At 39.8% G+C, this 13,472-nt stretch carries 17 protein-coding genes; 13 read left to right on the plus strand and 4 right to left on the minus strand.

Annotation, left to right across the window (positions count from 1 at the left end; translation table 11 throughout):
* Positions 1-274: 274 nt before the first annotated feature.
* Positions 275-961: a peptide-methionine (S)-S-oxide reductase MsrA gene (gene msrA / locus KN811_RS02310; RefSeq protein WP_187966621.1), complete on the plus strand. Its 687-nt coding sequence runs from the start codon at positions 275-277 to the stop codon at positions 959-961.
* A gap of 190 nt (positions 962-1,151) precedes the next feature.
* Positions 1,152-1,673, plus strand: a complete 522-nt coding sequence (gene msrB / locus KN811_RS02315; protein WP_216334653.1) for a peptide-methionine (R)-S-oxide reductase MsrB — start codon at positions 1,152-1,154, stop codon at positions 1,671-1,673.
* Between the two features lie 412 nt (positions 1,674-2,085).
* Here msrB and KN811_RS02320 read toward each other — a convergent pair whose 3' ends face one another.
* Both KN811_RS02320 and KN811_RS02325 read right to left on the minus strand, forming a co-directional pair.
* On the minus strand, positions 2,086-2,346 hold the full coding sequence (locus KN811_RS02320; RefSeq protein ID WP_187967001.1) for a hypothetical protein: 261 nt from the start codon (positions 2,344-2,346) through the stop codon (positions 2,086-2,088).
* A 71-nt stretch (positions 2,347-2,417) separates the two neighbouring features.
* Positions 2,418-2,747 (minus strand): helix-turn-helix domain-containing protein, encoded by a 330-nt coding sequence (locus tag KN811_RS02325; protein ID WP_187967000.1) that lies wholly within the window; start codon positions 2,745-2,747, stop codon positions 2,418-2,420.
* Between the two features lie 87 nt (positions 2,748-2,834).
* Here KN811_RS02325 and tssD (KN811_RS02330) point away from each other — a divergent pair, with 87 nt between their 5' ends.
* From tssD (KN811_RS02330) to KN811_RS02380, 11 genes are all read left to right on the plus strand, one after another.
* On the plus strand, positions 2,835-3,221 hold the full coding sequence (gene tssD / locus KN811_RS02330; protein ID WP_187964373.1) for a type VI secretion system tube protein TssD: 387 nt from the start codon (positions 2,835-2,837) through the stop codon (positions 3,219-3,221).
* A 195-nt stretch (positions 3,222-3,416) separates the two neighbouring features.
* Positions 3,417-4,031, plus strand: a complete 615-nt coding sequence (locus KN811_RS02335; protein WP_187966999.1) for a hypothetical protein — start codon at positions 3,417-3,419, stop codon at positions 4,029-4,031.
* Positions 4,032-4,137: 106 nt separating this feature from the next.
* Entirely contained in the window at positions 4,138-4,533 is a 396-nt protein-coding gene (gene tssD / locus KN811_RS02340; RefSeq protein WP_187966998.1) for a type VI secretion system tube protein TssD, read from the plus strand.
* 26 nt (positions 4,534-4,559) lie between these two features.
* Positions 4,560-5,195: a hypothetical protein gene (locus KN811_RS02345; RefSeq protein WP_187966997.1), complete on the plus strand. Its 636-nt coding sequence runs from the start codon at positions 4,560-4,562 to the stop codon at positions 5,193-5,195.
* Position 5,196: 1 nt separating this feature from the next.
* Positions 5,197-5,589, plus strand: coding sequence for a hypothetical protein (locus KN811_RS02350; protein ID WP_187966996.1), 393 nt, complete (start codon positions 5,197-5,199; stop codon positions 5,587-5,589).
* 37 nt (positions 5,590-5,626) lie between these two features.
* Complete coding sequence (locus KN811_RS02355; RefSeq protein ID WP_187966995.1) at positions 5,627-7,384, plus strand: type VI secretion system Vgr family protein; 1,758 nt, start codon at positions 5,627-5,629, stop codon at positions 7,382-7,384.
* Between the two features lie 14 nt (positions 7,385-7,398).
* Entirely contained in the window at positions 7,399-8,283 is an 885-nt protein-coding gene (locus KN811_RS02360; RefSeq protein ID WP_187966994.1) for a hypothetical protein, read from the plus strand.
* A gap of 310 nt (positions 8,284-8,593) precedes the next feature.
* Positions 8,594-8,950, plus strand: coding sequence for a hypothetical protein (locus KN811_RS02365; RefSeq protein ID WP_187966993.1), 357 nt, complete (start codon positions 8,594-8,596; stop codon positions 8,948-8,950).
* Positions 8,951-8,952: 2 nt separating this feature from the next.
* Positions 8,953-10,839 (plus strand): polymorphic toxin-type HINT domain-containing protein, encoded by a 1,887-nt coding sequence (locus tag KN811_RS02370; protein ID WP_187966992.1) that lies wholly within the window; start codon positions 8,953-8,955, stop codon positions 10,837-10,839.
* A gap of 8 nt (positions 10,840-10,847) precedes the next feature.
* Positions 10,848-11,498, plus strand: coding sequence for an Imm26 family immunity protein (locus tag KN811_RS02375; RefSeq protein ID WP_187966991.1), 651 nt, complete (start codon positions 10,848-10,850; stop codon positions 11,496-11,498).
* Positions 11,499-11,513: 15 nt separating this feature from the next.
* On the plus strand, positions 11,514-11,921 hold the full coding sequence (locus KN811_RS02380; RefSeq protein ID WP_187966990.1) for a hypothetical protein: 408 nt from the start codon (positions 11,514-11,516) through the stop codon (positions 11,919-11,921).
* 209 nt (positions 11,922-12,130) lie between these two features.
* Here the strand turns inward: KN811_RS02380 and KN811_RS02385 are convergent, their stop codons facing one another.
* Positions 12,131-12,643, minus strand: a complete 513-nt coding sequence (locus KN811_RS02385) for a hypothetical protein (protein WP_187966989.1) — start codon at positions 12,641-12,643, stop codon at positions 12,131-12,133.
* Between the two features lie 75 nt (positions 12,644-12,718).
* Positions 12,719-13,315, minus strand: a complete 597-nt coding sequence (locus KN811_RS02390; RefSeq protein WP_187966988.1) for an RDD family protein — start codon at positions 13,313-13,315, stop codon at positions 12,719-12,721.
* Positions 13,316-13,472: the final 157 nt, after the last annotated feature.

Consider the following 13,472-nt stretch of genomic DNA (forward strand, 5'->3'; position numbering starts at 1 on the left):
ATTTTAAAGGCAGTTTAACATTTTTTAACTCCCGCCGGGAAGTTTGTATATGCATTAAGCTGTTTTTTGCTATACCTTTGTTCTAAGTACATGACAAAAATCCGTTCTTTCTTAGACTTAAGACTTCAAGACCTATGACATAAGACTAAAGCGTAGTTCAATTTTAAGATTACTTATTTAGGTATTTAAAAGTCCTATGTCTTATGTCCTACAGTCTTACGTCATAAATAATTGTACTGAAACCTTTATTATATAAGTTCTTAAAAAAAACGGCATGAAAAGAAAGCAGTTATTCACGGCAGGGAAAAGCCTGGGGCTGGTCCTGTTTTTGTCATTGATACTGGCATTTGCAAAACAGGGAAAGGACAGGGGCAGCAGGGACACGTTTGCGAAAATAAAACCTTCGAAAGAAACAATGATAGCCAAACAAAAAGACACGGCAACTTTTGCAGCCGGATGTTTCTGGTGTGTGGAGAGCCAGTTCCTGCAACTGGAAGGGGTCAAAAAAGTCGTCTCCGGTTATACGGGCGGTTCGGTGCCCGACCCTACCTATAAACAGGTATGCACCGGGACCACAGGGCATGCGGAGGCGTGCAACATTATTTACGATGCCTCCGTGATTTCCTTTGACGAACTCCTGGAAGCCTTTTTCGTGGCACACGACCCCACACAGCTCAACCGCCAGGGAAATGACAGAGGTACACAATACCGGTCGGCCATATTCTATCGCAATGGCAAGCAGAAGGAAAAAGCGGAATATTATATCAAAAAGCTCAATGAAGAAAGGGTTTACGACCAGCCGATAGTAACAGAGGTATCGCCCCTTACGGTTTTTTACAGGGCGGAAGATTATCATCAGGATTATTACAACCAGAACAAATCGGAGCCCTATTGCCAGTATGTCATTCAACCCAAGTTAAAAAAGTTTAAAAAGGTATTTAAAGATAAACTGAAACATTAAGTACATGACAGAATTCTGTTCTTTCTCAGACTTAAGATTTCAAGACCTATGACATAAGACTAAAGCGTAGTTAAATTTTAAGATTGCTTATTTAGATATTTTAAAGTCCTATGTCTTATGTCGTACAGTCTTAAGTCATAACTGATGATTTTTGCTATGTACCGAAACTAAACCATTAATCCCCCGGACGATGAATATTATAAAACTGACCTTTGTGTTGTCCGTATTGTTAGGGGCAGCAGGGGTAGGTAACGCACAACAAAAAAAGAAGATGGATACCAGACATGAGAACAACCCGTACTATTCCCGTACGGATACCACACCATTGCAGGTAAGTAACGCAGCATGGAAAAAGATCCTCTCCCCGGAATTGTATTACGTGGCCCGGGAGCAGGGCACGGAACGCGCCTTTACAGGAAAATACTGGGACAGCGAAACCAGGGGCACTTACTATTGTGCCGTATGTGGCAATCTCCTGTTCCGGTCCGATGCCAAATTTGCCAGCAGTTGCGGGTGGCCGAGCTTTTTCGAGACCGAAAGAGACAACAGTGTTATTTACAAGGAAGACCACTCGCACGGTATGCACCGTACAGAAGTGGAATGCGCCCGCTGCAATTCGCACCTCGGGCATATTTTTGACGACGGGCCCGCGCCAACCTATAAAAGGTTTTGTATGAATTCCGTTTCGCTCGATTTTGAACCGGATAAATAGGCTAACAGAACAAGAGTTGTTTTTTTCTTACGGAAAAACGATCGCCCGGTATGGCGTTCTGCACTTTAATGCTTATTTTTGAGACGGTGCCCGTACAGGTTGTTTTCTTCCCCGGAAACGGGAATATTTGCAAAGGCCGGTACCATAAACGGCACCAGCATGATCTTTAGTTTTTTAAATTTTCATTTAATACTTTAACGGTTCAGACCTGTAATACCAGGTCTGAACTTTTTTATACGTTTCTTCGGGCAAAATGGTGCTTTGAGATTTTAAGGGGAGGTGTGGAGGCTTATTGAGATTTGTGGTATAGGCATTTCACTAAAGATCTCTATAAATCATATATAAAGACAGGGGAAGACCGTATCCTTATAAAGTGATGCTGTAATGCTTAGGTATTATGCCGGCAGGGCAGTTAAGACTTACCTTCTTTGTCCCTGTCCTTAATCTTTTTCTGCAATTCTTCAAATTGTATCTCACTCTTCGCATCCCATGCTTCCGGGTCATCCTCATCAGAAGGTTCCATATCATACAGATGGTCCATCATCCAGTATTTAACCTCGGCTTCCTTAGTAGCATGGTCTACCATACTGCTGAGCTTGTCAAATTCTTCCCGGGTTATGGTATTCTCCCGGAATTTTTGAAGTAAGTCTTTTATTAAATTGTGCTGATCCATATTCCTTTGGTATAGAATCGACCTTGTTTAAATACCGTTAAAATGGTTTTTAGAGATCGATATTGTCTTTACTAGGTACGAATATCGTCATTTTTTAGTTCAAAATGAAAATCAAATAATTCTTTTGGTTGTATGTTCAGGCCATAAAGCAGGTTAAGAACTGTTTCTAAAGTGATATTTTCCGTTCCCTTTTCGATCTTGCTGATAAAACTGGCATCGAGATCACAATTCTCCGCAATATCTCTAAAACTTAATTTTTTGGTTTCTTTTAGTTGACCCAATCGTTTGGCAAATTGGATCAGGAATTCTTTTTTCTTTTTCTTTATTGATAATATGATTTTACTCGCAAACAGAGAAGCATAATGTCTTTTTAAAATAGTATGCTTGCATAATACATTCATATTTAATATCTTGCGAACTGTTTTATAACTCAATATTTGATTTGGTATTTTTTATTTGTTAACCTTAATTTTTAAATTTTACGTATTATGTCATTTAAAGCAACATTATCTGTTGGCGGCAAGAAAGTAAATATCTTGAACGCTAATTATGACCTGGCACAAGAAGTAGATGCCACAGGACGACCTTCTTCCGTAACCCGTGGAGGGCGTATTCACCTTACCGTAGAATCCACAGGGGACTCTTTCTTCTTTGAGTGGATGACCAATAACTTTGAACGTAAAAACGGTGTTATCACTTATATCAAGCGTGATACTGATGCCAAACTTCGTGAAGTAAATTTCACTGAAGGTTACCTGGTAAAATACAAGGAGAATTTTGATCACAGAGGGGACAACCCCCTGACAGAAACTTTCACTATCTCTTGCCGTATGCTTTCAAGTGGTGGTGGTGAACATATCAACGAGTGGGTATAAGCCCATTTCCAAATTAATTGTAATAAGCGATCAAATCAAATATTACAAGGGGAGCGTAAAACCTCCCCTTTATTACCCTTCCCCTAAAAGCTAAACCAATTCTGAATACATCCTTGTTTTTTACAGGGATATGTGACTTTTTTGCAAAAAAGAGGTCATAAAGAATATAGTAGAATATTGTATTTAGTATTTCCATTGGCAAAATACACAGAAGAAAACCTGCGAAAAGCAGAACAAAATTACGGACGGGCCGCAAACTTTCAGAAAAAGGCCGAATATTTCCAAAACCTGAAAGGGAGGTGGAAGAAAAAAGGCATCATTCCGGACAAGTATGTGGAAATGGAAGGCTGGGGATATATTCCCCGAAAAAAGGCCCAAACAATACGGAAAATATTGTCCATTCCGGAAATTAATTATTGCAGGCTGGTGGATCAACGGTTTATGTTTAGGGCTGTATTGGCGGAAATAAGACTGGGTAACAGGTTCTTGTATGAGTGGGAGTACCGGCTCATGGAAAAAGGATTGGCTGATCTTAGAAGTAGAATAGACCGTTTTACAGCCAGGCCAGTAGAGCCTACTATTGAGTATTTTGAGGCACTCAATAAAGTAATGGATGATGACAGGCTGATAAAAAAAGCATTGCATAGGGCAGTGGACGTAAAAACAAAGCCCATGATATTCAAGTTTTTTCCGTATCACCGGAAAAAGTATGGAGCTTACGCCCCCAAGCTCATTAATAATTATCGGCTTTTTTTTGAAGGGCTTCACCAGGAACTCAAATCATTATCGGAACGGCTAAGACTGGAATAAAAGCATGATAGGTATAAATACTGGTTTTTAAGTATATAAAATGAGAATAGAAACATATAATTTAGTAAACTGCTACAATAACAAATAATTTAACAGATATAAGGGTATGAGTTTTCTTGCGAAATTTGAGATCGACAATATGTCATACAACATTCTGGAGTATGATATTTTAGTGGAGAAGGGGACAGACCACAACGGAAAACCCGCCACCAATGCCAGGGGCGGTGAAATACGCCTGGTCGTTGAGACGGATATGAAAGACCATTTTTCCGATTGGGCAGTTAGTGCTACCCAGGTCAAAGATGGAAAACTCGTTTTTTATAAACGGGATGGTATGGCCCGGATGAAATCCACAAGTTTTAAAAAGGGTTATTGTGTCCGGTACAAAGAGAAATTCAGGGCAACCGGCGATGAACCTATGTGTACTGAGATTGTGATTTCCGCCCAGGAGATCAATATAGGGAATACCCCCTATAAAAAGAGGTGGCCCGCGACAGTATAGATCAGTATAATTATTATTCCTCCAAAATGGACCTAAGCAAGAAAACCGACCGGATGGACATTGTTATTGAGCCCCAGAGGCAAACCATTTTGGTACAGCAACGATGGAAGTATGATTGGCAAACCGTGATTCCTTTATCAAATTGGACCTATGATGAAAAAAAAGAATTTCATCATCAGGCCGACAAATTGATATGGAACCAATGGGGAGGCCATTTTTTTATAAAGATTGAGGGGAGTTCCGATTTTGCAAAGAAAGCTGTCAACAGAGAGTTTACTGTAAATTTTGATTTGAAATGGGTGTTGTCCAATGAACACTGGAGAGTTGTGATACGAAAAATCCCGAAGGGAGGGTTTAAGCAAAGTAAGACCAATTGGACGGATAGAAAGATTTTGCTTGATTCGGAAGATGTTGCGTCAACAGAGAAAATGCCCGGTTTTTTCCAACACGGGGTATCACATGAGTTTGGACACGCCATAGGTAATGTTCCCAATGAAGTTAATCATTGGGATGAATACAGAACAACAAGTTCTTATTACAGAGACCTATATAGCATTATGAATGTAGGTAGTGAACTCCGGGAAAGGCATTTGGATTACCTGGTACGGGAACTTAATACCATGATTCCCGAAACTACCTTTTCTATCAATAAACTTCAGTAAAATGAAAAATATATTGGTTCTTATAACCTGTGGCCTGATGATGTGTTGCCAACCTTCCGGACAAAAAGATAAAAAAGCGCCTCAAGAGGGAAAGACAAAGTATTTTATCACCCTGAAAGGATTGAGTGAATCCACGTTAACCCAAGCGCTGGAAAAGTATGGAAAACCCCTTGAACAGGAAACCTTCGTACTCGGTATAGATCCCATACACGAATTCAGGGTAGGACTGTTGAATATATTTTCCAAAACAGAAGTAGACAGTAAGACCATTCATATCAAAGAGATTACCTGGGAAAAGGATAAAGACTATAAAGTGACCGTCTGGTACCGGAAAAAAGAAGACAAGTGGATACCTGTTGATATTTTAGAATGGGATAAAGACGAAGTGTTTTAAAAAGAATGAACAAGCAACCGTATAAAAAGTAGAAGTTATGGCATTGCAAACTGATGTTACTGTAAAGGTAGGGGAGCTACGGATAAGTACCTTTATCGATTTTGAACTGAGCCAGCGAATAGACAGTCACCATGAACTCACCATAGAATGCCGGGAAGAAGAGGTATATCTGCAAAATCCCGGGCTTAAGGGCAATTACCATCAACTTATCGGGGAGACCATACTGGTGACCATGCAGGGCGTAGAACGGATGTTTTCCACACATACAGGATATTTCAAAGGAGTGGTAACCCGTGTCAAGGCTGTAAACCTGAATGACAGCAGTGGCAAGCGGTTGCAGTTCAGAGCGTATAGCCCTACCATACTCATGGACAACGGCCCGGAATCTTCTTCTTTTTTAAAGAAACCTTTGTCTGACATTGTACATAATACCACCAGGGAGTATGATACCCAACTATTAAAGATCGCGGCTAAGCCTTTAAAAGATAACCCCTATCCCTACATAGCCCAGTATAACGAAAGTGATTACAGCTTTTTAAGGCGTATGTGTTCCCGCCAGGGCGAATGGTTTTACTACAACGGTATAGAACTTATCATAGGCCAGGAAAATACAGGCGAGGAAATTACCTTGCACTACGGGTATAACCTGACCCAATATGACTTTGAACTCAGTTTGCAGCCTACACGTTTCAAATATCATGGAAATGACCTGTCTGAAGGGGAATCTCACCAAAGTAAAACAAGGGAATATGAAAACAGGGTCAACGGTATTGCGGCAGAGCTGGTAAAATCTTCCGGGAGGGTATTTTCCAAAGAAACTATCGTACAGCACAACCAACTGGTCAATGAGGGGACAGGGAAAGCGGATATGGACAATTATGCCGAGCTGAATTTCCAGAAAAAAGTGGCCAATATGATCTATGTCAACGGTAGCAGCGAAAACCCGGCATTGCGCCCCGGGGCCATAATCAGGATATTGGATGAAGACGGCAGCTCACAAGGGGTTTTCAAAGTCATAGCCACTACACATCATTGTGTAGACACCGGGGACTATAACAACCAGTTCAGGGCTGTTCCTGTATCCGTGGAAGTCTCCCCTTTTTCCAATCCGGGGGAATATCCAAAATGTGAAAGCCAGCCCGCAGTAGTCATGGACAACAATGACCCCAAAGGTTTGGGACGGGTCAAAGTGCAAATGGCCTGGCAGAAAGAAAATGCCCAAACAACAGACTGGATACCTCTGGCTTCTCCTAACGGCGGTAATGGTAAAGGTTTTCATTTTATCCCGGAAAAAGGAGAGAGTGTTATGCTTGATTTCCAAAGTGGCAATGCAGAGTTGCCTTTTGTTACCGGTAGCGTACACCACAACCAAGCCAAAAGCGGGTACCACGACCCGGATAATAACCTGAAGGCTTTTCAAAGCAGGAGTGGAACAAAAGTGGTTATGAATGATAAAGACGGAAGTATTTCTATAACAGATCATGGTACGGCCGTATTAACCATGGATGGCGCAGGAAATATTCATATTAACGGGGATACTTCCAAAAATATTGATGTTGGGAAAGGGGCAAGTACCTTGAATATGGATAAAAACGGGGTGATTAATTTTTTAGGAAAAGAGCAATTCGCTATAACCGTAGGAGAGAGTTCCCTTATTCTTAAGAAAGATGGGGTTATAGAACTTAAAGGAAAAGACATTCAGGTAACAGGGACTGCCAATACCAAGATCACGGGCAAAAACAACCATATTGCCGGAGAGACCAAACTGGACGGTGGTAATGTATTTATCAACTAAGGAAACGGATAGTAATGAGTGAGCTTATCAGTATAAAACAGCCGTTTGCCGAAAGATATACCCTGACCATTGATTCCGATTTGATGGCCGTAAATATGAATATGAAGTCTAAAGCACAGATCCGGTGGGATTTTCGGGTGCTAAATGTAGATAGTATAGGTGGCGATATGGAGGTGGAACTTATACAGTTGGATAATATCCTTTTGGAATCCAATAACCCCATGGTAAAGGAAGTTTCAGCCATGAGCCGGATATTTGGCAGAATGTATAACGAACTGCACCTCACTCTGGATAAAAGCGGTAAAATCATGGATGTGTTAAACATGGACTTGATTTTAAGGAAATGGAAACAAACCAAAAGAGAAATGCAGGAGGTTGTGGAAGAAAACGACGACTTGAAACAAGTCATCAACCTGAATGACGAGATATTCCAAAATCAGGCAAACCTAAAGGCTGCCATTCAGGCCAGCGAATTTTTTAGCGTGTGCTTTGGAGAAATTTATGGAGAATACATTCATACGCAAAAAACTGTGGTTAAACCCAATTTCTTGAATACAGCCAATGTGCAATGGGCATATTCCATTTATACGGATAACGATAACACCTACGACTCCGGCTGTATCAGCATATATGCCAAGGCCGACCCCCATGGTGGTTTAGGCCAGGGGTTTAACCAACGGGCGTATAAAAATTTTTCACAACAGATCGATGTTGGCAAGCTGGAGCCGGTTTTGGCAGAACATATTACCTTTGGCGTAGAACGGCAAACCGGGAAACTTTTGGAGGCCCTGGTCCGCAAAGAGGAAATTGCCCAACAAGAAAGCCTGTACACCAAGATGAATTACCATGTGATCAGCGATACGCTGCTAAAGGAAAACAGGCGCGTAATAACTGAATAATAGAGAAAACACACACCGGAAATGAGTTGCCGAATTGAAAAAACACCACAAAGCCATAATATTTTAACCCTTGACACTTTCTGGCTGGGCAGGACAAGCATTTCGTGGGGTGTAGAAAGCCGGGGTTCCGGAAAAATCAACACCACAAATATCCTTGTTCGATTCTCTAACAAGCAAAAAGGAGACAGACAGAAAATCAAAGTGTTGAGTTTTGGTGTACAGCTCGTTCGTTATAGCGGCCGGTTGTGGCTTGGTGTTATAAAACGTAAGCAGGTTTTACAGAAAGTATCATAGTTAACCCCTTATAAAAATGAATGAAGAGCAAAAAATAGATAAGATTACGAAGCAAATTCCTGCACTGAAAAAAGTGCCGAGAGAAGACAGGCTTAAAGTTATGAATAGAGTAAGAAAAAATCCTGTACTATGGGCAGTCGTTGTTTCTCTTTTTGCATTATGGCTTTATCTATTTTGGGATGAAATGCTTGCTTTATCAAGCGTAGACAATCCGCACAGGATGTTGTCTGCTAAATGGATATTTTTTCAGTTCAAAAAAATATTTTGGCCGGCATTGGTTCCAATAATGGTCATAGCAGGCGTTATATCAGTATTGAAAGTTTATATCGTAAAACGGATTGTAAAAAAGGAATATCCAGATAATACTGTGTAGGGATGGGAAAGATCATTACTGAAAAAGATTTTTGGACGTGTTCTATGGGGAATGTTCCAGCCCAATTACAGGGCTCCCGTAAAATGGTTAAAAAACAAAGTGAAGAAAAGTATATTACCGTAGTAGACACGGCGACCAGCAGCTCAATCGATTTTGGTTGTAAAAAATATATGTTTATTATGGCACTCATAGCTGCCGCAGCAGTTGTTATTGCGGCATTAACCGTGGCTACAGGTGGTGTTGCTTTAGCTGTTTTAGTTGGGATAGGAGCCGCCGCCGGGGCAGCAGGAGCTGTCATTGGCGGGGTTGTTGGAGGCCTGCTATGTGGCCAAAAGGCGGCTGCTTTGCGGAAATGGACGGGTAGCAAACCCGACCTCATTTTACAGGGAGCACCCGCCATTACATCCGATCATAAAATGATATGCCCCATAGGGGGTGAAATAAAAAATGCCCCCAATATAAAAAGCTGGAGGCAGGCCATTGCTCTTGGGGCCGCTAACTATATTAGCGGGATAATGGAAGGAATGACCAATGGTGCTTTAATAGGTTTGGGGGGAGGAGCATTAAGCGGCAGTGCCGGGGCTTTTGCCTCCGGCGGTTTAAGAGGTCTGGGCAGTGCAGGGTTTAATTTTTTTAAGTCTGCCCCAGGGTATATTAAAAGTAATCTGGTGGGGGGACTGAACATTTTTGCAAAGGGTTGGTTGGCAGACCAGGGGGTTGAAATCGCTGCATCAGGTACTGAAAATACCCTGCGAGCTTACGGGGAAACCGGGCAAACCGGCGTTGGCGCTTTTTGGGACGGTGCAGTGGAGGAATACACCGAGAGCGCCGTTGCCCTTAAAAATATAGCTACTTTTAACGGGTCCTGGTCAGATGCTCAAACAGCTATTATGCTATTAGTCCCCGGAAGTAAAGGGAACAAGCCCAAGCCAGCAGATTCCGGTGGAAATAACATCCCTGCAGATGGAAATGGGACATCAAAACCAGAGAATAATAAAAATCCGGACAATCCTAACTCTAAAAATAATGAGGCAGAGAACGGCCCTAAAAGTAGCCCTCCTGCAGATACATCAAAACCTCCGAAGAAAGGTAAAGGAGAGGCTTATGAAGGCCCGCCTTCGTACCAGCAGTTGGGAACAAAACAACCGTGTTTTTTACCCGGCACTTTAATAAAAACTCCAAAAGGGGATATAGCAATAGAAAACTTAAAGACATCAGATATAGTTTATGCCTATGACTTTAATCAAAACCGCCTGGTTGAAAAAAGAATTTCCAGATTATATGGTAACTGGACCAACAAATACTATAAAATTATTGTTGACGGCGAAAATGAAATCTTCGCAACAAAGAGACATTTATTTTGGATAGAAGACCAGAAAAAATGGATGCCGGTACAGGACTTGGAGAAAGGAATGCAGGTTCAAAATATCCAGGGAAGTTATTCTTCCATTACCGGAATAGCTATATTTCGTGGAGCAGAAGAATCAACCTATAATTTTGAAGTTGAAGGGCTGCATAATTATTTTGTACATCCCTATGGGGTCTTGGTGCACAACCAGAACAAACCTTCAATTTTTGAGAGTACAACCAAGAAGAATACCGAAATTTATGAAATAGTTGATACACAAACCCAGGAGGTTGTTTATGTAGGGCAAACAACACAAGGCACCAATACAAGATTTGAACAACATGTCAATGAAAAAGGCTGGGATCCAAGTAGGTATCAGCCAAGAACGGTTAAAGAAGGGAACTGGACTCCTTATGAAGCGCATGTTTGGGAGCAACATTATATTGAGAAAAACGGAGGGAAAGACAAACTTTTAAATAAAAAGAATGCCATTACGGAGGCAAAATATGATAAATTTGAAAATTTGCATAACCCATGTTAATCTAAACCATGAATAAAAAATTAAAAGTCGGAGATTATTTTGGATTGAACCTTGCCGATGGGAGTTTTATCATAGGAAGGCTTATTTTCGACCCTACTCAAAAAGCTGTCCAGGAAGATGGACACCATAACTTTACATTCGTACAGGATTGCTACCTGATACAAGTATATAAGGGTATCCATAAAGAATTTGATGAAAAAAAATTAAGTTCGTTAGAGACATTGATTCCCGGTTTGTACATCTATAAAAGTGCTTTTTACAAAAAATTGTACAAACCCAATTGGCAATATCTCGGTCATAAGAAAATAAACTTGGACGAAGTAGATTTTCCTATGGTTATAAGCAATGCAGAAAAGTATTATTTCCAGTATGGGGAGATTAATATCCCAATAGCAATGGAAGAAGATTTGGATATAAGAAGGACAACACATACTACACAATCTCAGGTGATTATAATGGCCCTGCACTATATGGAACGGGACGACATTATCCGAAAAGATTATTTTATGCCCAAAACCTTCCTGGAAAAAGCAGATGTGAGGTTTGCCGAAGAACAACTGCAAAACCGTATTTTTAATATGACCGGGATAAACCTTACAAAAAGTTACCATGAACTGGCATTGGAACATGGATTTGATTTATCAAGATTTTACAAATAAACATTTGATGTGGGGATGAATTACCCGAAAGAGATAATGACAGGTATTCTCTGGAGTTTTGAGGATAGGAAATTTAACAGATTGGAAGAATTTGAAAATGCCCTAATAAAATATAACAAGGACATAAAAGGAGAATCTTTTGCTTTTGATCTAACTGATAATATACTGAATGCTCCGAAAGTAACTATCCAGTATCAATATTGGGATGAGAAAGAAGAGGACCATATAGAACCTGATTTTCTGCTTTCGGCATATAATAATGAGTTTTTTTTACAGGGCGAACTACTTTTTAAGGTTCACCAGGAGGTTTGTGAAAAACTTAAGGATGCCGATAATAAATATTTTGAAGGCTTTGTATTATGGGAAGGTGAAAACCCCAATAATCCCGAAATTCCTCTTTATTTTTTATTGCAGGGGAGTTAATCAGGGGAACTTTTCCACAAAAAGGAAAGGTAGTATCTCATCTGTATCAGGGATTTGAGGTTATGTTGCAATTGCCTATTGTAAAGGTCGGATCTTGCACGTCATAAACGCTTTTATGCGATTGGCCTTTGTTTTCGAAGGGCTCAAACAAGGACCAGTTGGGGACTATTCATGCTAAGCCGTACCAACCACACAAACCGAACGATTAGTTATTGGCAAATATTTTTATTTATTTGTCCGCTTATTATTCTTTTTAAATCGTTTATTGAGTTTTCTTTTTCCTTATTAAATCCAAAATGGATTAATCCAATTCCAAATGCAATCATTATTAGGGGAAAAATTAATAGCAAAGGATTCGTCCCTTGATTTATAACTCCTATGATTACCATAACAAATGCAAACGAAATGAAAGTCAACCAAAAAATCATAAAGACGATTACAAAGGTGTGTACTTTTAAATCCGCAACTAATTTAGTACCATTAATATTTGATTGAATTTGTCCTTTGATCTGAGGGAGGAAAGAATTCCGTCCGGATATTATTCGTTGTATTTCAAATTTATCCTGTATAAAATTCCCTTCAAAAAGTTCTTTGTCACGCGACTTATTAAATCTGATTGTTAATCCTTTTTTCGGTCGAATATTGTCCATCAAAATTTTTCTAACTTCTTGGTTAGACAATTCTGTTGTGATTTCAATTTTTTCTGAGGGAATTATTTTCATTTCAAATGTTTGCCAACAAATAATATCGCAATATATGCGATATCCTGTTTAAGTTGTTTATTAGCTAAATAATTGTTATTCAATTTTATCTTTTATAACTTTTGTTTTTGATAAAAAATCGTGAATCCCATTTTTTACAAATAAGAATGAAAGTCTGTCAAATGGAATAAGTCGGCAAAAAGTCCGAGTAATTATATCTCCATCTGTCGGGTTCTCTCCGTTTATTTTCACAACTTTTGTTTTAGTTACGAACTTTCCAACAGTCTTTTGAAGTTTTATTTCCATTACCGCATAGTAAGTTATGTATGTACCCAAAAGCAAAATGAAACCCATCAATGAAATTATTTCCTGGTTAGTCGGTTGAACAAAAAGCCCGAGTATAAAACTTAGGATAAATGCTAAAACAAGCCATACTATAAAGTCAATTAGGAAATTCACAAATCTTATTCCGGAACCAACAACATTTGAGTCAACTTTTTCTTTTTGTACTTTTCCCGCTGTTGCTTTTTCTCGGATTTGCTCAAAGTTCAATGTATCAATATTCCGTTTGTCAATTTCCAATTCAGCCGCCTCTATTGCAAGGGGTTGATATTTTTCTCTCTCAACTGTAACAATCTTGATAAGTTCTTCATCAGTCCGTTCGGACATTACTTGCTTAAACTCGCTTTCCATTTAGATTTTTCCATATTACTACTAACACATAAATATACACAATCCCTCTTAGTAGGGGCGCAAGACCACCAACTATCTATTATTTCCCTGTCGCCTTAAAAATATTGAAATAGCCAGTATAATGGGGCTGTAAAGGGGGCACTCGTTTCCGTTGCAC

It is taken from the genome of Sinomicrobium weinanense (assembly GCF_018863395.1).
Classification (GTDB): Bacteria; Bacteroidota; Bacteroidia; order Flavobacteriales; family Flavobacteriaceae; genus Sinomicrobium; species Sinomicrobium weinanense.